This window comes from Ottowia thiooxydans DSM 14619, assembly GCF_000422885.1.
Lineage (GTDB): Bacteria > Pseudomonadota > Gammaproteobacteria > Burkholderiales > Burkholderiaceae_C > Ottowia > Ottowia thiooxydans.
In genome coordinates this window covers 453,822-472,386 of record NZ_AUGX01000001.1, presented here as the reverse complement: position 1 = coordinate 472,386, position 18,565 = coordinate 453,822, and the positions used below count along the sequence as shown (strand labels likewise).

General features: G+C 59.5%; 18 protein-coding genes. 4 read left to right on the top strand and 14 right to left on the bottom strand.

The window, feature by feature from the left end; genetic code table 11:
• Window positions 1-2 precede the first annotated feature (2 nt).
• Both G518_RS0102335 and G518_RS0102330 read right to left on the bottom strand, forming a co-directional pair.
• Window positions 3-1,199 carry an amino acid ABC transporter permease gene (locus G518_RS0102335; RefSeq protein WP_028601150.1) on the bottom strand — a complete coding sequence of 399 codons (1,197 nt, stop codon included), beginning with the start codon at window positions 1,197-1,199 and terminating at the stop codon, window positions 3-5.
• 33 nt (window positions 1,200-1,232) lie between these two features.
• On the bottom strand, window positions 1,233-2,270 hold the full coding sequence (locus G518_RS0102330) for an amino acid ABC transporter substrate-binding protein (RefSeq protein ID WP_028601149.1): 1,038 nt from the start codon (window positions 2,268-2,270) through the stop codon (window positions 1,233-1,235).
• 489 nt (window positions 2,271-2,759) lie between these two features.
• Between G518_RS0102330 and G518_RS0102325 the strand changes: the two genes are divergently transcribed.
• Complete coding sequence (locus G518_RS0102325) at window positions 2,760-3,071, top strand: single-stranded DNA-binding protein (RefSeq protein WP_028601148.1); 312 nt, start codon at window positions 2,760-2,762, stop codon at window positions 3,069-3,071.
• A gap of 63 nt (window positions 3,072-3,134) precedes the next feature.
• Here G518_RS0102325 and G518_RS0102320 read toward each other — a convergent pair whose 3' ends face one another.
• The 9 genes from G518_RS0102320 to G518_RS0102280 form a co-directional block, all read right to left on the bottom strand.
• On the bottom strand, window positions 3,135-3,497 hold the full coding sequence (locus G518_RS0102320) for a DUF3703 domain-containing protein (protein ID WP_156909239.1): 363 nt from the start codon (window positions 3,495-3,497) through the stop codon (window positions 3,135-3,137).
• 407 nt (window positions 3,498-3,904) lie between these two features.
• The gene (locus G518_RS0102315) at window positions 3,905-4,636 is read right to left on the bottom strand and encodes a GntR family transcriptional regulator (RefSeq protein WP_028601146.1); all 732 of its coding nucleotides are present in this window, start codon (window positions 4,634-4,636) and stop codon (window positions 3,905-3,907) included.
• 336 nt (window positions 4,637-4,972) lie between these two features.
• Window positions 4,973-5,989 carry a Bug family tripartite tricarboxylate transporter substrate binding protein gene (locus G518_RS0102310; RefSeq protein WP_051235869.1) on the bottom strand — a complete coding sequence of 339 codons (1,017 nt, stop codon included), beginning with the start codon at window positions 5,987-5,989 and terminating at the stop codon, window positions 4,973-4,975.
• Window positions 5,990-6,032: 43 nt separating this feature from the next.
• A complete protein-coding gene (locus G518_RS33545; protein WP_051235867.1) occupies window positions 6,033-7,232 on the bottom strand; it encodes a CaiB/BaiF CoA transferase family protein in 1,200 nt (399 codons plus the stop codon).
• Window positions 7,229-8,089: a p-hydroxycinnamoyl CoA hydratase/lyase gene (locus G518_RS33540; protein WP_051235865.1), complete on the bottom strand. Its 861-nt coding sequence runs from the start codon at window positions 8,087-8,089 to the stop codon at window positions 7,229-7,231. Before G518_RS33540 ends, G518_RS33545 begins: the two co-directional genes overlap by 4 nt.
• Window positions 8,090-8,122: 33 nt before the next feature.
• Window positions 8,123-9,604 carry an aldehyde dehydrogenase family protein gene (locus G518_RS0102295; protein ID WP_028601144.1) on the bottom strand — a complete coding sequence of 494 codons (1,482 nt, stop codon included), beginning with the start codon at window positions 9,602-9,604 and terminating at the stop codon, window positions 8,123-8,125.
• Window positions 9,605-9,674: 70 nt separating this feature from the next.
• Window positions 9,675-10,532, bottom strand: a complete 858-nt coding sequence (locus G518_RS0102290; protein WP_028601143.1) for an alpha/beta fold hydrolase — start codon at window positions 10,530-10,532, stop codon at window positions 9,675-9,677.
• A gap of 66 nt (window positions 10,533-10,598) precedes the next feature.
• Entirely contained in the window at window positions 10,599-11,549 is a 951-nt protein-coding gene (locus G518_RS0102285) for a 3-carboxyethylcatechol 2,3-dioxygenase (RefSeq protein ID WP_028601142.1), read from the bottom strand.
• 14 nt (window positions 11,550-11,563) lie between these two features.
• Window positions 11,564-12,553, bottom strand: coding sequence for a substrate-binding domain-containing protein (locus G518_RS0102280; RefSeq protein ID WP_028601141.1), 990 nt, complete (start codon window positions 12,551-12,553; stop codon window positions 11,564-11,566).
• A 199-nt stretch (window positions 12,554-12,752) separates the two neighbouring features.
• On the opposite strand from G518_RS0102280, the gene G518_RS0102275 reads away from it, so the two are divergent.
• Window positions 12,753-13,757, top strand: coding sequence for a Bug family tripartite tricarboxylate transporter substrate binding protein (locus tag G518_RS0102275; RefSeq protein WP_169457886.1), 1,005 nt, complete (start codon window positions 12,753-12,755; stop codon window positions 13,755-13,757).
• Window positions 13,758-13,797: 40 nt separating this feature from the next.
• On the opposite strand, the gene G518_RS0102270 is transcribed toward G518_RS0102275, so the two are convergent.
• A complete protein-coding gene (locus G518_RS0102270; RefSeq protein WP_028601139.1) occupies window positions 13,798-14,781 on the bottom strand; it encodes a helix-turn-helix domain-containing protein in 984 nt (327 codons plus the stop codon).
• Window positions 14,782-14,913: 132 nt separating this feature from the next.
• Here G518_RS0102270 and G518_RS0102265 point away from each other — a divergent pair, with 132 nt between their 5' ends.
• Window positions 14,914-15,429, top strand: a complete 516-nt coding sequence (locus G518_RS0102265) for an isochorismatase family protein (RefSeq protein ID WP_028601138.1) — start codon at window positions 14,914-14,916, stop codon at window positions 15,427-15,429.
• A 75-nt stretch (window positions 15,430-15,504) separates the two neighbouring features.
• On the opposite strand, the gene G518_RS33535 is transcribed toward G518_RS0102265, so the two are convergent.
• Window positions 15,505-16,494, bottom strand: coding sequence for a Bug family tripartite tricarboxylate transporter substrate binding protein (locus tag G518_RS33535; protein ID WP_051235860.1), 990 nt, complete (start codon window positions 16,492-16,494; stop codon window positions 15,505-15,507).
• A 16-nt stretch (window positions 16,495-16,510) separates the two neighbouring features.
• On the bottom strand, window positions 16,511-17,347 hold the full coding sequence (locus G518_RS33530) for an alpha/beta fold hydrolase (RefSeq protein ID WP_156909238.1): 837 nt from the start codon (window positions 17,345-17,347) through the stop codon (window positions 16,511-16,513).
• 221 nt (window positions 17,348-17,568) lie between these two features.
• Between G518_RS33530 and G518_RS0102250 the strand changes: the two genes are divergently transcribed.
• Window positions 17,569-18,534, top strand: coding sequence for an alpha/beta hydrolase (locus tag G518_RS0102250; RefSeq protein WP_342663746.1), 966 nt, complete (start codon window positions 17,569-17,571; stop codon window positions 18,532-18,534).
• Window positions 18,535-18,565 lie beyond the last annotated feature (31 nt).

Here is an 18,565-nt window from a genome sequence, read left to right as displayed (position 1 = left end):
ACTCATCGCTCCTTGATCGCTACGCGGCGGTTGAACCAGCCCATCAGTGCAGAAGTGAGCAGGGAGAGCACCAAATACACCAGCATGATGAGCGTGATGCACTCCACCGCACGCCCCGTCTGGTTGAGCGAGGTGTTGGCCACCGAAACAAGGTCAGGGTAACCAATGGCCACCGCGAGCGATGAATTCTTCGTGAGGTTGAGATACTGGTTGGTGAGCGGCGGAATGATCACGCGCAGTGCTTGTGGCAACACCACCAGCCGCAGCACAAGGCTGCGCGGTAAACCTATGCTGGCACCTGCTTCCAATTGCCCGCGGCTCACGGAGGAGATTCCTGCGCGTACCACCTCTGCAGTAAAGGCCGTGGTGTAGGCCGTGAGGCCCAGCAGAACCGCCATGAATTCGGGGGTGAGAGACACACCGCCCTCGATGGAGAAGCCGCCTAGCTCGGGTACTTCCCAGGCAGTGGGCATGCCGCCAACCAGCCATCCCAGCAGGCCTGCACACAAGACGATGGCCAGTGGCTGAAGCACCAGGCTGGGAGGGCGCCCACCGGCCTCCTGGAATCTTCGGCGCGCGCGCAGTCCTAACGTGGCGGCTATGGCCACACCTGCGGCCAGGCCACCGGCAACCCAACCCCAACCAGCAGAGGCTGCGGGAGCAGGCAGCGCCAGGCCGCCTTTGCTGAGGAAGATGAGTCCACCCAGACTCAGCGGCTCGCGGGCAGGGGGCAAGATCTCCACGAAGATCAAATACCAAACGAGCAGTTGAATCAGCAGCGGCACATTGCGGAACAGCTCTACGTACGCTTGGCAAAGGCCACGCACCAGTGCGTTGCTGGACAAGCGGCCAATACCAATCAGCACGCCAGCCACAGTGGTGAGCAAGCAGCCCGCTACGGCCACACGCAAGGTGTTGCCAAGGCCTACGAGAAAAGCCTTCCAATAGGGATCGCTGCTGGAGAAATCAAACAGGCTTTCACTGATCTCGAAGCCTGCGCTGTCGGTCAGGAAACCAAAACCACCCTGAATGCCGCGCGCACGCATGTTGGCCCAGGTGTTGGAAAACAACCAGGCCACGAGGCCAACCACTGCAGCCACGGCCAGGGCCTGATAGACCCAGCGGCGCAGGCTACGGCTGCGCCAGCTCCATGCAGCACGGCGCGAGACGACCGGAGGTGGTCGTGCGGGGATGGTCATCAGCCTGCGTCCGGCAGGCAGAAAGGCGTGCGATCAGCGGACTGGCGGCGCATACATCAGGCCACCCTTGTTCCATTGCCGGTTCAAGCCACGTGGCAAGCCAACAGGTGTTTTCTCACCCAGATTGCGCTCAAAGATTTCGCCATAGTTGCCTGTGGTCTTGATGGCGCGGGCGAGCCATTCGCGGTCAAGCCCGAGCAGCTTGCCCATGTCTTCGCCTTTACCCAGCAAGCGCATCACCACGGGGTCAGTGCTGTCGGCCTTGAGTTGATCTACGTTGGCTTGGGTGATGCCGTTTTCTTCTGCCTCGATGAGGCCATACACCACCCATTTGACGATGGTGAAGAACTCATCATCTCCGCGGCGTACCAATGGGCCCAATGGCTCTTTGGAAATCAGATCGGGCAGGATCACGTGGTCCTTGGGATTTTTGGCTTCTTTGGAACGGATAGAGGCCAGGCCGGAGACGTCAGAGGTGTACACATCGCAACGACCACCAAAATACGCTGCAGCCGAGGCATCCAGCTTTTCGAACACCACAGGCTTCAGATTGAGTTTGTTGGCCCGCGAGAAATCAGCGAGGTTCTTCTCTGTGGTGTTGCTGCCTTGCAAGCAAACGGTGGCGCCCTTGAGTTGTTTGGCGCTGGTGATCTTGCTCTTGGCAGGCACCATGAAGCCTTGGCCGTCGTACAAAACGATGGCTGTCTGGACCAGGCCCAGGGATGCATCGCGGGTGAGCGTGAAGGTGGTTCCGCGAGAGAGCAAATCCACTTCGCCAGATTGAATGGCCGTGAAACGCTGCTGTACGGTGAGGGGAACCCATTTGGTTTTCTCGCCATCGCCAAGAACGGCTGCTGCCACAGCGCGGCCAATATCCACATCCAGCCCTGTCCAGCGTCCTTGGCTGTCCGGTGCGGAAAGGCCTGGCACGCCGCTGCTCACGCCCACCACAAGCTGGCCGCGGGATTTGATGGTGTCCAGGGTTTTGCCAGCGAAAGCTGGGAGCGATGACGCCGCGAGAACACCGGCGAGCAGAAGATGTTTTCCGAGGGATTTAGGGGAAAAGGCCATATGACGCCACTCCGATGTGCGGTTTAAGGAAGTTCTCTCGGACAAACGGTGCACCGAAGCGCGCCCACGGCGTCCAAGAGGATCGTTCAACAATATACTGAATACTGTAGCAGCCGCCAATCAACCAAAATGATCTCAGCTCATAGCTTGGCGGCATAAGCGAGTAGTCACCTTGTTCTCGCTAGCGCGATGATTGGAAGCTGCGGCTCACCACTAGTGTCGTGGGTTGAAAGTTCGTTGAAAAGACAAATCTGTCGAAATCGGTGTCAGGCAAGGAACAAACCGCAGTGATACCGGTTGGTATCGCGAGGAGTTGTGACGCCGCATGGCGTCGATTCTCGGCGGATTTGTTCAGCGAACTTCCAATTCACGACACTAAACCACCCCCGACGTTCGAATTGCACTTGATTCGTGATGGACTCAGGCTGAGTCCACTTCACGGGCTGGTGCTTTTGTGATTGACGGTTAGATACCCCCAAGAGGAAACCCATGATTGATGCATTGATCGCTGGCAAGTTATATGGCCAGGCCCAACAACGCGACGGCGCCAACGGCAAACCCTTCACTACCGCCAAGGTGCGCGCTTCAGTGGGCGAGGGCGAGCCACTCTTTGTGAACGTGATCGCATTCAGCCACTCGGTGCAGGAGACATTGTTGTCCCTGGGTGATGGCGAAAGCGTGGCGCTGTCTGGAGAGCTGACGCCCAAAGTGTGGACGGATAAAGAGGGCAACACCCGCCCAGCGGTTGATCTGGTGGCCCACGCCGTGCTGTCTATATACCAAGGCTCGCGCGATCGCTAGGTCTGCATCTCGCGCGTTGCAGCCGGCGATCCTTCTGCCGGGGGCGCCCAGCCGCGCAGACTCCTAGGCCTTGGATGCAGCGTCAATCTTTTGCTGCAGATCGCCGGAGACCGGCATGCGGCGAAAGGGGCTGACATCCGCGCCACCTGTGTTCCCGGTGGGAACCAGGCCGATGGCGGTTTTGGTGGCAGCTCCTACGACGCGAATGACCTGACCAAAAGCTTCCTTGAATCGGCCATGGCGCCATGCCCAAAAGAGCATCTGCATATGTACGCGGACATGCTGGACAGTAGAAGCCTGCCCGAGGACATGCGCCCGCTCCAGGTGCCTGAAGCCTAGGTCAGGGAGACCCTTGGCTTCAAGTTCGAAGGCCTCGTGAATTTCGGTATCTACTACCGGCCGAATTCGCTTTCCAAATGTGTTCATGATTGCTTTTGGGGAGGGTTGAGCTTTTCATCGCCCTCCGCGTGTACTACATGCCGGGCGACTTGCCCACAATTGGAAACCCTGGAGTAACTCCAATGTCAAGTGCTAGGGCGTGTTCACACTAAATTCACCCCCGCGTGAGGTTCTGGTGAGCCGCAATCAAGGCGCAAACCGCAGCCGGGTTGGACACCGGGCGAGGGTTTGCGCGGCCGGCGTCGGCAACGCCGAGTGCGGATTGCCAGAGCCTCACCCTCCGGGCCGGGGTTTGCCGGGCCGCATTGCCGCGTTGCGCCTCTTGCCAAGGATCGCACCTTGGCGGCACGGCACGCCTTGCACTGCAACGCGGCCGGCTTCGGTACGGTAAACCCCGGCGCGGGGGTGAATTTAGTGTGAACACGCCCTAGTCTCTAGCGGAGCTCAATCTCGAGTTTGAAGGTGTCGCCCCGGTACAGGCCTTCCCCGAGGTAGATCAGCTTGCCGTCCAGGTCAACAGCCGTGCGGTGCACCTTCACGATGGGTGCGTTCAGCGGCAGTTCAAGCAGGTTGGCGATTTCGATGTCTGCCGAGCTCACGGTCAGGATCTGGTGAGCCGAAGCAATGCGGGCGCCGGCGATATCGTGGAGTATGGGCAGGGTGGGCTCTCGCAGGAAACGCTTGGGCGGGCCCAGCCGGAATAGTTCGCGGTCCAGGTAGAAGCGCCCCACAAGATACGGCTGGCGTTCGCGCAGATGCAGGCGCCGCATCATTTCGTATTCAGCGGCGGGCTCACCGGTGGTTGAGGCATAGGCGGGCAATGTCTTGGTGCGCCCTTGCTCCAACACGCGGATTTCCACGCCTTTGTGCATCTCGATCATGGATGCCCAATCGCTCTCAAGATGATGCACGCCCTGGGCTATGGGCGATTTGCGCACAAAGCTGCCTTTGGCGCGAAAGCGCTCAATCAGGCCTTCCTCCGCCAGAACGTCCATGGCTTCGCGAATAGTCCCCCGCGCGACCTGGAACTCTTCTGCCAGCGCCTCCACGTTGGGAATACGCTCGTCTACTCCCCATTCCCCTGATGCAATCCGGTTCCGGAAAAGCGTGGCAAGCTGGAGATAGCGTGCGATGCGGCTGCGGCTGATATCCGTGAACTTCGACATGTTTTTATGTTTTGAATTTCGTAGCTGGCGTTGGCCATTCTAGGAGGGTGTTGGCTTCGACCGTCTTGGTCTGCAAATGGACCGCAATGGAAATGCCGTGCAACCAGGGTATGACTGATGTCGCTTATTGACGCTCTCATAAACCACGACAAATACCCGTTCGTGCTGAGCTTGTCGAAGCGTTGCGCAAGGCTTCGACAAGCCCGAACGGTAGTTTGTAGCTCAAACGACCTTTGCTACTTGACCGAGACCAGGGAACCTCAGAACAGGCCAAGCTCAGCGTGAACGGTGGCAGGTTGGTTTGGTGCTCCAAACTTCGCAGCCTCCTGGAAAATCTCATTCTGGCTGGATTCCAATAGTCTGGGCCAAGCGGGCAAACCGGGCTACGTCTTCCTTGACAGTACGAGCCATGCTCTCTGCTGAAACATCGGCCGGCTCGAAGCCGCCTTTCATCAATGAATCTCTGACCTCTGCAATCCCCACGATGCGACGGATTTCTTCGCCTAGACGTGCCACGATGGGTGCTGGCGTGTTGGCAGGCAAGGCAAAGCCGAAGTAGGTTTGTGGCAGTAGATCTGGCTGCCCGCCTGATTCAGCAACGGTGGGCGTCTGCGGAAGCAGGGGAGAGCGGTTGGGCGCGCCCACGGCCAGGGCTTTCAGCCGGCCATCTTTGATGTGTGGCAGCACTGCGGCAATGGTCGACAAGGTGAATTGAACCTCACCACCCACAGTGGCCATGACCGCTGGCCCACCTCCCTTGTACGGCACATGCGAAATGCACGTGCCGTAGTGCGCGTTCAGCGACTCCATACCCATCTGAGCCATGCTGCCTATACCAAAGCTGGCGTAGTTCAACTTGCAGGCGTTTTGCTTGGCATAGGGAACCATCTGCGCCAGATCTTTCACTGGCAAACTGCCTGCGGCCACAAGCACATAGGGCGACCACGTGGCGATGCCTATATAGGCAAAGTCCTTCAGCGGATCGTAGGCGAGCTTTTTGTAGAGACTTGGGTTGACACCAAAGGCCCCGCGGTCCGCAAACAAAAGGGTATAGCCGTCTGCAGGCGCCTTGGTCACCGCACCTGCGCCAATGGAGCCGTTCGCGCCAGGGCGGTTGTCAATCAGCACGGGCTGCCCGAACGCATCAGACAGGCGTTTGCCAATCATTCGGGCGGTGGCGTCCACACCACCACCCGGCGGAAAGGGGACCACCATTCGAATGGCTTTGTCTGGATACGATTGAGCGACTACCGGCAGCGCAGCCAGGGGTGCGAGCGCGGTGAGCAGTAACCGTGCTGCAGCGTACGAGCAGCGGCCGAAGGCGCTAGCCTCCCGGGGGCGAATCTGTGGCATGGAGATCTCCTCGTTAGTCATGTTCGTGGACGGTGGCTGTGCGCTACCCGTGGCGGGGCATACCCGCCGGCTCGGCACTGCCGATGCCGAACTCACGCAGCACTTCATCGGTATGTTCGCCCAGCACCGGGGGTGGGCATCGTGTGGGCGCGCGCCCACCATCGAACAGCACGGGCCGCTCAATGCAGGTCACGTCTCCCATTTCCGGATGCGACAGCGTACGGAAGGTGCCACCTCGCTGCAGAACCGGATCTTGGAGTACCTCGTCCACCCGGCGGATCGCAGAGTGAGGTACATCGGCGCGGGTGAGTACGTCCAGCCAATGCGCCCGAGGCTGGGCTGCAAAAAGCAGGCGCAATTGTGCGGTGAGTTCCTGGAAGTTCTGAATGCGCAGGACGCGCGTGCAGAAGCGAGGGTCCGCAGCGAGCGCCGGTACACCGATGGCGTTGACCATCGCGAGCCAGAATTTCTCTGGCGAGGACAGCTGAATTCCCACCATTTCCCCATCCGCGCACCGAAAGGCAAAGGTATGTGAATACGCAGCCCGCGTGGTGGACCCCATCAACGTGCCTTCCCTTGAGTAGCTGGCAAAGAAATCAGGCATGAAAGACATGGCCGCTTCTACCATGTTGACATCCACCCTGCGGCCCACGCCACTGGTTGTACGCCCGGCCAGCGCGCCAAGAATGCCATAGCTGGCATACATGCCTGCCACCTGGTCTGCAATGGTGGGGCCGCGCACATCCGGGTTGGCGGGGTCCAGGAAGACGTCGAGCATGCCGCTCTGGGCCTGCCCGATGGCATCGAACGCGGGGCCGTCAGCGTTCTCGCTGCCGGGAGGAAAGCCTGCAATGGCGCAATACACCAGTCGCGGGTTGAGAGCGCGCAGCTTTTCGCAACCCAGCCCCAGCTTATCCATCACGCCAGGTCGGAAGTTCTCTATCACGACGTCGGCCTGCTCCACCAGGCGCAGGAAGGTGTCCCGCCCTGTAGCGCTGCCCAGGTCGAGCTTCACGCTGCGCTTGTTTCGGTTGAAGCCCACAAAATTTGGGCTGTATTGACCACCCCGGAACGCGCGGAAAGGGTCTCCTTCCGGGCGCTCGATCTTGATCACGGTGGCTCCCAGGTCAGCCAGAAGCAGACCCGCGTACGGCCCTGTAATGAAGCCACCTAGTTCAAGCACCGTGATGCCGTCCAGCGGCTCACGGGCAGGCGATGCGCCGTTGGCTTCGCCGCTGTTCAAGACGATTCCTTGGGCTGATTGGCGCCAGCGTCTTCGTTGCGTTGATAGGCGCCATAGCCAGGCCTGTACGTCTTCTCGTCCAGGAACTGGGTCATGGCCTGCTCACGACCGCGCTCGGTGTCCAGGAAGCGCATCTCGCGCTCCTTGGCCAGCAGGTAGTCAGCCGCCTGGTCCACGCTCATGCCACGCACCAGGCGCAGGCTTTCCTTGATGGTGCGCAAAGTCTGCGGGTTTTTCTTGGCGAGTTCGTGCGCCAAAAGCTCCGTTTTCTCACGCAATTCAGCAGCCGGAACAGATTGCGTGACGAGGCGGATCTCTGAAGCTTTCTTGCCGTTGAACTGCTCACCCGTCATGGAGTAGTACACCGCATCGCGATAGGAAAGACCATCTACGATGACTTTGCCCACCAGGCCGCCGGGCAAAATTCCCCAGTTCACTTCCGAGAGGCCAAAAAGTGCTTCGTCTGCTGCAATGGCGAAATCGCAGGCGAACAGCTGTACGAAGGCGCCACCGAAACAATAGCCGTTGACCATGGCAATGGTGGGCTTGGGAAAGCTCGAAAGCAAAGTCCAGCGCCATTCGTGGTTGGCCAGGCGTGCCAGGTGCCTCTCGCGTGGCTTGTCGTCCAGATCACGGAAGAAGAGCTTGATGTCCTGGCCGGCGCACCAGCTGTCTCCCTCGCCAGACAGCACCAGCACGCGCACTGCGGTGTCTTCGGCCAGCTCCTTGAGCACATCGACCATCTCGAAATGCAGATCCGGGCTCATGGCGTTGCGCTTTTCCGGGCGGTTCAGGCTGACCCATGCAATGCCGTCGGCGATGCGGACTTTGACGTTCTTGAGTTCGTTGAAATTCATGGCATTGGCTTTCAAGTTAAGGATGCGGTGGTGTCAGAGATTGATGTGGATGTTCTTGAGCTGCGTGTACGAGAGCAGCTCCTCAAAGGACTCTTCGCGGTTGTTGCCTGATTGCTTGGTGCCCCCAAACGGTGCCGGGAAGAAGTGGCGCGCGGCGTTGTTCACCCAGACATAACCCGCCTCTACACGTGCCGCCGCACGGTGTGCCGTAGCGAGGTTGGTGGTGTAGATGCCGGCGGCCAGGCCATATTCGACGTTGTTCACTTCTTCGAACATGGTGTCCTCGTCACTCCACTTGATGATGGACAGGACCGGGCCAAAGATCTCTTCCTTGGCGATACGCATCTTCATGGTCACATCGGCGAAAACCGTGGGCTCGATGAAGTGGCCGTTCGCGAGGTGTTCCCCATCTGGGTGTTTGCCGCCAGCCACGAGACGGGCGCCTTCGTGTTGGCCACTTTCCACATAGCTCATGATCTTGTCGTACTGCGCTTTGGAGACGATGGCGCCCATCGTGGTGTCCATGTCAGTGGGTATGCCTGGGCGGAAGGCTTTCACGCCTTCCGCAACGCCGGCCACCACCTGGTCGTAGATGGAAGCGTGTACGAACAACCGGGAGGTGGAGCTGCAAGCCTGGCCGCACCAGGTGAAGCACATGCCGGCCACGGCGCCCGCGATGGCTCGCGGCAGGTCTGCATCCGGGTAGAGGATGAGGGCATTTTTTCCGCCAAGTTCCAGGCTCACGTGCTTCAGCTTGTCGGCGGCGCCGCGCGCAATGGCCTTGCCTGTGGGGATGCTTCCAATCAGGGTGACCTTGGGAATCAGGTCGTGTGCCACTAGAGCTTCGCCGCAGACCTGACCACCGGTGAGCACGTTCATCACACCCGGTGGCAGCACGCCGTCAATCAGCTCCATGAGCCGCAGGGCAGACAGCGGGGCCTGTACCGGGGGTTTCATGATGACGGTGTTGCCGGCCGCAACGGCGGGCGCCATCCGGCTGGCGGTGAACATCAGCGGATGGTTGTAAGCAACGATGCGTGCGCAAACACCGAAGGGCTCACGCACGGTCATGTTGACCACGTCCTGCCCCATGGGGATGGTGGAGCCACGCAGTTCGTGGACCAGGCCGGCAAAGTAGTCAATCAGTTGGGTGGCGATGTCCACGTCGTGCATCAGCGCGCGCACGGGGTTCCCGCAGTTCATGGCGTCCAGGCTCGCCAGTTCCTCCCGATTGGCGCGCATGATCCGCGAGATCTCTCTCAGTGCCTTGGCGCGCTCTTCTGGGGCGGTCAGGCGCCAACTGAGGTAGGCGGCGTGTGCGGCTCGGGCGGCAGCGTCTACATCAGTTGCGTCCGCGTCTGCGTAGAGGCCCAAACTGGCACCAGTCGCCGGGTTGAAGGTCTCGGCATAGCCACCGTGTGGCGCGTGCCACGCGCCACCGAAGTACAGGTCTCGGTGCTTGGGCAGGTAAGTGGCCTGCCGCTCTGCGGCGCTGGCGTTTTGGGCGTTTGACATGTGCTTTGTCTCCTAAGTTAAATATTTGAGTGCTATGGCCTCCAGGCCATTGAAGATTCAGAACCTGAGTTCAGAGCCTGGTCAGGAATTCGGTGATGGCCTCAATCAAGCCTTGGGGGTTGTCGCTCACCAGATCGTGCGATCCGGTGATCTCGCGGGTGCTGACACGGGCATTCACTTCATGAACTTTCTCCAGCGTTTCGCGGGAAAGCATGTCAGAGGTGCTTCCGCGCAGCACTTCTGCGGGAATGCTTAGTCCAGCCAACATGGCCCAAAGATCAACGCCTGCAGGTTGCGACTTCCCGGTGCGCAACACCTCGCGGAACGAATTGCGAAAGTGCAGGTCTCGCTTGAGAACCAAGCCATCGTCCGTGGCCCGTAGAAACGCGGCATAGCGCTTGTACAGCGGCGAATCACTGGAAACTCCCTCATGCCCGTGATAGGCCAAAGCCTCATATATCGAAGCAAATGTGTCGGGCTGGTTGCCGATGCGAAGGGCGACCTTCCGGCGTCCTTCAGCCTCCACATCCGGTGCGAAGTCCAGGCACATGAGTGCGCCAACGCGTTGCGGGTGCCAGGCTGCAGTGCAGAGGCAAACTCGGCCACCCATGGAATGGCCCAGCAAGGCCGCTTGATCCCAACCCAAATGGTCCAGCACGGCGATCAAGTCGTTGGACATGGCTTGCAAGCCGTATTCACCAGAGGGGCTGCGGTCTGAATCACCGAAGCCGCGCAGATCAATAGCCACTACTTCTCGCTGCTGAGATAAGGCGGCGGCTATCTCTATCCAGTCGTAGGAGAAGTAGGAGAGTCCATGGACGATCAAGGCGGGCATCTTCCCCGGCGAAGCCTCCCGTGAAAGGAAGCGCCGGTAGTGGATGCGCACATCGCCGGAAGTGATGTGTCCTGTTTCTGAAGACAAAGTCATTGTTCGTTCCTTCCCGGGGCAACGCCCGTTGCTTGCTCAGTGCGGTGGTGAAATTTCATGGCTCACTCACACCTGCGCCGTTACCACGCCCATGCCAGTCAGCCATTCGGGAATGGCCTGGTAGTAGCGGATCTCAGGTTTCAGCGCGTCTCTTCCTGCCATGGCTTCGCAGGCGGCAGCCGCCGCTACCCAGGTGCGCACTTCGTGGCCTCCGAACCCGGCTTTGCTGTCTAATTCCGCATCGGTGATGGCGTCCAGGGCGGAGTGGTCTAGTGCCACGATGCGCTGCATGAATTCGTCGTCCCATTGCACATCTGGGGGTTTGCAAGGTCCGCGGCCCAGCACCATGTCGCGTGCTGCCTTAACCACGCGGGCCTCTCGGGCCTGCAACTCTTCCTGGCTGGGGGTGGCGCGTTTGATCAGCCTGCGTGCTACTTCAAAAGATGTCTGTGCGAGCCTGGGTGTGGGTGGGTCGTGGGATAAGCCCCCAGAGCCCAGCACCGCCACGCGCAAAGATTGCCCCGCCAGAAACCGCCCGATCTCTGCACCCAACTGGCGCACGCGCCGCATGGAAGGCCGCGGATCGCCAGCGCAGTTGATAAATATAGGCAGCACGTCGTAGCGCGCCAATGCGCCGGTTACTTGAATGAGCGGAATCGTCAAGCCGTGGTCAACCTTCATGTCGTAGGACAGGCTGATGTCGAAATCTGCGCCGTGCAGGTGGCGGACGCACGCCACGGCAAGATCACGCGGTACGCGCAAGGGGCCGCCTTCAGCTCCCCAGTCCCGCGAGCCCTCAGCGGCGGCGCCGATGCAAAAGGGGGGCATCAGCTCATAGAAGAAGCCGTTGAAGTGGTCAGGTGCGAACACCACCACCAAATCGGGCGAAAAGGCGTGCAGTTCCTGAGACACGTCTTCCATGGTGGCAATGAAGCGGGCTTGAGCGTCGCCCTGCGACTCCTCAATCCCTGTCAGCATCAGAGGGCTGTGTGAACAGCAGATCATTTGAACTGGCATGGTGGTCTCTCCGCTCAAACGTGCACTGCGTCGAGTGTTCCCGGGGCAAAGATTTCTTCGATTTCGAGCTTGCGTACCGCCAGGCCCTGGTCGTAGGAATAGCGGGTCATGGCCTCCAGCGCCCCCCTGTTGGCAGCCACGCCGTAAGGCCAGAAGTCTTCACCCATGACCTGCTGTGTGGCTTCCAGTTCGGCAGTGACCCACGGCAATCCGATCTTCAGCGCCGTGACCTCCTTGAGGTCTTCATCGGAAATGCGTTTGGCTGCTGCGAATGCTTTGTAAACGCTGGCTGCGAGCCAGGGGTGCTTCTCCGCCATGTCCTGACGCACACCGACCGCGTGCATCAGCGGGAACAATCCCGTGCGGCGGTAGTAGTCCTGCTCTACCGCGCGGTAATCAGGAAAGAGCCGCTGCACGGGCACCCCGGGTTGCCCGAAACAAGAGGGTGCGCGAGCCGAGATCACTGCATCCAGTTCACCGCACGCCAGCAGGCTGGAGAGTGAGCTTGAAGACGCAGAGGTCAGCGGGAAGTCTGGCGGCAGGTTTAGAGGGAATTTGTCTTTTCGGCCAACCTGTTCCAACCCGCCTTGCACCCATTGCATGTCCGCCGGGGCCAGCCCGAAGTCGTCTTGCAGGAACCCTCGCACCCAAAGGGCCGCCGACTGCTGATATTCCGGAACACCAATGCGCCTGCCGCGTAGATCCTGGGGGGTGCGAATGCCACTATTCGAGTTCACGTACACCGCTGAATGCCGGAACGTGCGCGACAGGAAGGCGGGCACCGCCACGTATGGTGCCACGCCGCGCGACAGCGCAATGAGAAACGGGCTGAGGCCAATCTCGGCCACTTCGAACTCGCCGTGAAAGTAGGCGCGATGAAAACACTCTTCTACCGGCATCACGAGGTAGTTCACATCACACCCCTCCACCGTGACCCTTCCGTCGATGAGCGGGCGGACTCGGTCGTAGTCCCAGGTGGCGATGGTGATTGGCAGGCGTGCCATGTCGGATCCCTTTTTCTTGATTGACAACGGGCCGGAGTTTAGACCTTAAAAGTCAAAAGATCATAGTATTGACCTTTAGGTGTTTTCCCTATTGATGGTTTTTTCTTCAAACAATCAGACTATTGACCTTTATGGCGTGGAATTTTCGGGAAACCGAAAAACCACCATCGCTTGGTTCGAAGAAAAAATGGAGATCAACATGTCTAGCTGTTCCCGCCTGTCACTTCAAGCCCGCCCATGGAAGGTGCGCGCTTCCCTGTTGCTGTGTGCGGCGCTCAGCGCGCTGGCCGTGCCGGCTGCTGCGCAGACATATCCCACCAAACCGGTACGAGTGATCGTTCCGTATGGACCCGGGACCGCACCAGACTCCATTGCGCGCATTGCGAGCGATGGCTTGCAGCGGCGCCTGGGCCAATCGTTTGTGGTGGAAACGCGTACCGGCGCCGGTGGAAAGATCGGCACTGAAGCTGCTGCGCTGGCGGCCCCTGACGGCTACACCTTGTTTCTGGGCACCAAAGATTCCCAGAGCATCCTGGCGCACCTGTACCCCACATGGAACATCAAGCCTGATCGCAGCCTGGTTCCTATCTCCGGGCTGGCGCGCATTGAGAATGTTCTTGTGACGCGTTCTGCGTTCCCGGCGAATTCCCTTCAGGATATGGTGGCCCTTGCGAAGACCAAGGAACTCACGTACGGAACCCCAGGAGTGGGCACCAATTTGCACCTGATGGGCGAGCTGCTGCGCTCTCGCCAAGGGCTCAAGCTGCTGCACGTGCCTTACAGCAGGAGTTTTGCCGAGGCATTGCCTGCAGTGGTGCGAGGGGATGTCGATCTGCTGGTAGCCGGCTTGCCGCCCATGTTGCCCTTTCTTCAGGACGGGCGGGCCAAGGCTCTCGCTATCACTGGCACGGCTCGGTCCAGATACCTGCCGGACGTTCCCACCTTTTCAGAACTCGGCATCAAAGATCTGGAGACTGGTGGTTGGTTCGGATTCTTTGCACCCGCAGGGACGCCTGCTGCCATTCTCAGCAAGCTTGAGGCAGAGCTCGCGCTGGTGGTCAAGAGCCCGGAGTTTCGAAGCCGCATGGAAACGATGTCTGCTGAGCCTTGGCCTGCGACGCCTGCAGACGTCTCGCGCACGATAGAGGCAGAGACGCGGCGTTGGGGAGCGCTCATCCAGGAAAGCCGCATCACGGTGAACTAGGGCTGTCCAGTAGAAGGTCTCGATCTACATCAGGACTACATCATGCTGAAGGACTCCGAGCTTCACTGAAAGCGAAGCTTCGCCGCCAGGTGCTCGGGCTCACTCCAAGCTCGCGCCGGAAGTGGTGGCGCAGCGAGACTGCCGACCCAAAGCCGGCCATTTCTGCAACTTGTTCGACCGATTGATCTGTTTGTTCGAGCAGTCTCTGGGAGAGCGCAAGCCTCTCGCTTAGCAGCCAGGATTGCACGGTAGTACCCGTCAAAGCCTTGAAGTGGCGCGTGAAGCTGCGCCGGCTCATGCGGGCTTCCGATGCCAGGCTGTCCAAGTTGTGCGGCTGGTGAAGGTGCATTCGCACTGAATCGATCAGCCGGGCGAGCCTAGTTCCTCCCACGGTGCTGGGAAGCGGCTGTTCAATGAACTGCGCTTGTCCCCCTTCGCGATGCGGCGGCACAACGAGGCGCCTCGCGAGCCGATTGGCGACTTGTGCACCTAAGCGTTCCCGAACCAGGTGCAGACAGGCGTCTATGCCCGCCGCTGTACCGGCGGAAGTCAGGATGCCATCGTCTTCCACATACAAGACATTCGCATCGATATCGACCGCCGGAAAACGAGCCGCCATGGAGTCCGCGTACTCCCAATGCGTGGTTGCTCGTCTTCCATCGAGGAGCCCGGCTTCTGCGAGCACGTGCGCGCCAAAGCAAAGGCCCACTATCCTGGCTCCGCGGGCATGTGCATCGCACAAGGCCTTGAGCAGGCGCTCTGGCGGCCGTTCATTGGTGTCCCGCCAACTCGGCACGACGATTGCACCAGCTTTCTTCAATACCGATAGCGCAGCCAGGTTCCCTAGGCTGAAACCGGCAGTGGTCGTCAGCGGGGCAGGTTCAGCGGCGCAAACCACTACTTCAAAGGGCGAACTCCCACCCATTGCGTCGCCAAAGACTATGCAAGGCACGGACAGGTGAAAAGGGCTGATGCCGTTGAAGGCGACAACGGCAACCAGTGTTGTGGGTGAATCAGCAGGCATGAGCGATCCCGTGGACGGAAGCAAAGCAAAAGCAAACTTGGCCCGATGTTATCGATATTGGTATCTCAGGCCAATCGTCAGGGGCCGTGTGGAGAGAAACAATCCTCCCATCAACCCTAAATGGAGTTACCCATGAGCAAGCCCGCACTCGTCGTCATCGATGTTCAGAACGACTATTTCGAAGGCGGAGCCTTCCCCCTCTGGCATGCCGAACAAACGCTCGCCGCCACCGAAAAAGCCATTGCGGCGGCACGCAGCAAGGACATTCCTGTGGTGTTAGTTCAGCACGTCGCGAAAGGTGCGGCGCCGTTCTTCAACCCAGGCACGGAAGGCGTAAAAATCCACGACCGTGTGAGTGCGGCGGTAGGTGACACTCCCGTGGTCACCAAGCAGCATGCCGACGCGTTTGAAGGCACCACACTGCACGATACGTTGAAGGGGCTGGGCGCGGACGAGCTCATCATCTGCGGAATGATGACCCAGAACTGTGTCACGCACACGGCCATTTCTCGCCGTGCTGATGACTACCGCAAGATGACCGTCTTGAGCGATGCCAGCACCACGGTCTCCGAGATCTTGCACCTCATTGCCCTGGCTGGGCTCTCGCCGCGCGTGAATCTAGCTACCGTAGATCAGGCGTTTGCTTGAAACAGAGAGCCGGGTCGGCCGGAAAGTGGTGCGCCGCGTATTGGCGCGCCCATTCCGGCGCTTTACTCGTGCCAATTATTCTTCGATCGTGATCTTGGCTTTGGTTGCCAGAGTGCGCCAGCGAGTCAAGTCGGTGAGAACAAACTTCTTGAATTCATCTCCGCTCTGAGGAGCGGGATCAAAGCCCTTTTCCTGCAAGCTCTTGATGAATTCGGGGTCGTTGATCACCTGAACCATGGCGGCGCGCAAAGATTCTGTAGTGGCTGCCGGCATGCCTGCTGGGCCGGCAATGCCCCACCAGTTTTCCACGCGCAAATTGGGGTGCCCGATCTCTGGCGATGAGGGGACCTGTGGAAGCACATCGCTCCGACGCCCACCAAAGACGGCGAGCATCTTGACCTTTCCATCCTGAACCATAGGCCGGATCGAGCCGGGCGACACAATGCACGCCTCGATATGTCCGCCCTGGAGATCGTTGAGAACTGGGGCCATGCCTTTGTAGGGAATGACATTGAGCTCAATTCCCAACTCTGATTGCAACATCATGGCGCCCATGTAGTCCAGCGCGCCAATGCCTGCGGAGCCAATGCGGATGCTCCCCGGGCGAGCCTTTGCGGCTTTCACGAATTCGGCAAACGTATTGGCCGGAAAATTCTTGTTCACTACCAAGCCGAACGGGCTGCTGGCAATGCGCACGAGAAAGGTGAAGTCGCGGTCTACCGCGTAACGAACTGATTTGCTGATGGCCGGCAAGATTCCCATGCTGGCAGTGGCGCACAGCAGGAGAGTCTGGCCATCAGCAGGTTTGGACTGGGCCACAAACTGTGTGCCCAACATAGAGCCGGCCCCAGGTTTGTTTTCCACAATGAACGTACGGTTCATTTTTTTGCTGAGGGCATCTGCCATCAGGCGCCCTACGAGGTCGTTGGAAGCACCAGCCGCGAAGGGCACCACAATGCGGGCCGCTTGCTGTGCAAACGCGCGAACAGGGGCCAATGAAGCGAGCAACAGCGCGCCGGCGCCCTTGATGGAACCACGGCGCGTGGAAAAAATAGTTTGTGGCATGTCTCTGTGTCCTTGTTTAGTTTTGTGAAAGCGGTTGGCCCAAATATTCCAGAACGATCTGGTTGAATTCTTGCGGGCGTTCCCAGTTGATGGAGTGGCCGGCATCACCGATCTCGGCGTATTGGGCGTTCTGCAGGTGCTTGGCCCAAGTTTTCATGAGGGCTGGAGGCGCTAGCAGGTCGGCACCGCCCATCAACACAAGTGTTTGCGTAGCAATGGTGGAAATTTTGGCGAAAGTGTTGGGTGTGCGAAGAGCCTGCTCCGGAGCACCTTCCTGGCGAGAGGTGTGCTCCATTTCTATGAAGCGGGCAAAGCCTTCGGGGTTTTCTGACCGGTAGGCCACACCCACCTCCAGATATGGCCGCACCTCTATACGACCAGTCAAGCCAGGAACCGCGATACGGGCATAAAAATCCTGCATTTCGGGCTGGGTGAACTTCCCGTTGCTCCCGGCGATGACCAGCTTGATCAGTCGCGAAGGCTGCCAGGAGGCGTAATCCAGTGCTGCAAACCCACCTCCGGCAATGCCCAGAAGATGGAATTTCTCCAAATTCAGCGCGTTGGCTAATGCCTCAAGATCTTCAGCAATGCTCCCTGGCTGAGGGCCGGTGGCAGGGTCTGCCATGCTTTTGCCCCAACCGCGGCGATCAAATGCAATGACTCGGTAACCTGCTTCGTGAAACGCGACGAACTGTGCGTGCCAGGACGCGACAGTCGAGGTGTTGGCGTGAAGCAGAACCAGCGGCGTTCCTTCTCCGCCGCTGTCCATAACCCAAAGGCGAGCGCCTGGTACAGCGACCTCCCTGGCCGGAAAGGTGGAGGAGGGGAGGGGAGATGAGCTTGATTGAGTCATGCGTGCAAGTTCTTCTTGTACTGAGATGAGGCCCGGAATGAGCACGGAGCTCGCAGGCGTGGGTCGGCTTGCAGGCAAAGGGCTCTGCTTGGCGCTTTGCAAGAACCCGAAAAAATCGTGTGTCCGATGTCGTGTCTCCTCACGGGCGAAATGACCGCCCGCGTCGCCAAAGTCTAAGGGGAGTCAGTAATTCGGCCTATTGCCGTTCAGTCAAAGCAGCTATGCAGGCCGATTTGGAGTTGGGGTATTTCTACAACTCGCGCACTCGTTATCTGGATGTGGCCTTGCAGTTTGAGACAATATCGCCACTCATGTCACGCCTAGAAGACGCCCACCGCCCCGTCATGCCAGATACGCAATGGCTTGAACGCATGTACAACAATCGCATGCGCGTACCCGATCACGGCGATTATTTCGCCCGCTGGGCGGCTGAATCGGCTCTTGTGCGCCAGCATTTGCCATGCGAGCGTGATGTGGCCTATGGCGATGATCCCCGCGAAAAACTCGATGCTTTCCACACACCACGCAAAGGCGCCCCGTTGGTGGTGTTCATCCATGGCGGATACTGGAAAGCGCTTGATAAGTCCCATCACAGCTTTTTGGCTGCAGCGCTTCATGAGGCTGGCGCGGGCGTAGTGGTGCCTAACTATGCGTTCTGCCCACGGATGACCATTCCTCAGATCACATTGCAGGTGGCGCGTGCTGTTGCCTGGACGTGGCGCAACGCGTCGCGCCTGGGCGGCGATGCCCGCCGCATCACGGTGATCGGGCATTCCGCAGGCGGCCATATGGCGGCCATGATGATGGCTTGCGCCTGGAACGTGTTTGACAAAGATTTGCCCCCAGCGCTTGTGAAGGGGGCCATGGGCGTTTCAGGCCTGTATGACCTGGAACCTCTCATGCACACACCCAGCCTGCAGGAAGTCCTGCGTATAACACCAGAGCAGGTGCACGCAGCCAGCCCGGCGAGGCTGCCGCGCCCCGCCAAAGGGCGCTTCTATAGCGTGGTGGGTGGGCTGGAGAGCGGTGAATACCTGCGTTTGAACCGCCTCATTCAGCAGGCTTGGAGCCGTGAGCGGGTGCCGGTGGCCGCAACTCTGGCTGGCCTGAATCATTTCAGCATTCTGGACGCTCTGGCAAAACCAGGCCATAGGCTGAATTCGTTGGCACGTGAGTTGATTGGCTAAGTGCTGAGTACGGTGGCCGTGGTTGCCTGGC

Excerpts from the sequence above, each read along its gene's own strand:
- G518_RS0102335 (WP_028601150.1), bottom strand. The coding sequence starts at position 1,199 with ATGACCATCCCCGCACGACCACCTCCGGTCGTCTCGCGCCGTGCTGCA.
- G518_RS0102330 (WP_028601149.1), bottom strand. The coding sequence starts at position 2,270 with ATGGCCTTTTCCCCTAAATCCCTCGGAAAACATCTTCTGCTCGCCGGT.
- G518_RS0102325 (WP_028601148.1), top strand. The coding sequence starts at position 2,760 with ATGATTGATGCATTGATCGCTGGCAAGTTATATGGCCAGGCCCAACAA.
- G518_RS0102320 (WP_156909239.1), bottom strand. The coding sequence starts at position 3,497 with ATGAACACATTTGGAAAGCGAATTCGGCCGGTAGTAGATACCGAAATT.
- G518_RS0102315 (WP_028601146.1), bottom strand. The coding sequence starts at position 4,636 with ATGTCGAAGTTCACGGATATCAGCCGCAGCCGCATCGCACGCTATCTC.
- G518_RS0102310 (WP_051235869.1), bottom strand. The coding sequence starts at position 5,989 with ATGCCACAGATTCGCCCCCGGGAGGCTAGCGCCTTCGGCCGCTGCTCG.
- G518_RS33540 (WP_051235865.1), bottom strand. The coding sequence starts at position 8,089 with ATGAATTTCAACGAACTCAAGAACGTCAAAGTCCGCATCGCCGACGGC.
- G518_RS0102295 (WP_028601144.1), bottom strand. The coding sequence starts at position 9,604 with ATGTCAAACGCCCAAAACGCCAGCGCCGCAGAGCGGCAGGCCACTTAC.
- G518_RS0102290 (WP_028601143.1), bottom strand. The coding sequence starts at position 10,532 with ATGACTTTGTCTTCAGAAACAGGACACATCACTTCCGGCGATGTGCGC.
- G518_RS0102285 (WP_028601142.1), bottom strand. The coding sequence starts at position 11,549 with ATGCCAGTTCAAATGATCTGCTGTTCACACAGCCCTCTGATGCTGACA.
- G518_RS0102280 (WP_028601141.1), bottom strand. The coding sequence starts at position 12,553 with ATGGCACGCCTGCCAATCACCATCGCCACCTGGGACTACGACCGAGTC.
- G518_RS0102275 (WP_169457886.1), top strand. The coding sequence starts at position 12,753 with ATGTCTAGCTGTTCCCGCCTGTCACTTCAAGCCCGCCCATGGAAGGTG.
- G518_RS0102270 (WP_028601139.1), bottom strand. The coding sequence starts at position 14,781 with ATGCCTGCTGATTCACCCACAACACTGGTTGCCGTTGTCGCCTTCAAC.
- G518_RS0102265 (WP_028601138.1), top strand. The coding sequence starts at position 14,914 with ATGAGCAAGCCCGCACTCGTCGTCATCGATGTTCAGAACGACTATTTC.
- G518_RS33535 (WP_051235860.1), bottom strand. The coding sequence starts at position 16,494 with ATGCCACAAACTATTTTTTCCACGCGCCGTGGTTCCATCAAGGGCGCC.
- G518_RS33530 (WP_156909238.1), bottom strand. The coding sequence starts at position 17,347 with ATGACTCAATCAAGCTCATCTCCCCTCCCCTCCTCCACCTTTCCGGCC.
- G518_RS0102250 (WP_342663746.1), top strand. The coding sequence starts at position 17,569 with ATGCAGGCCGATTTGGAGTTGGGGTATTTCTACAACTCGCGCACTCGT.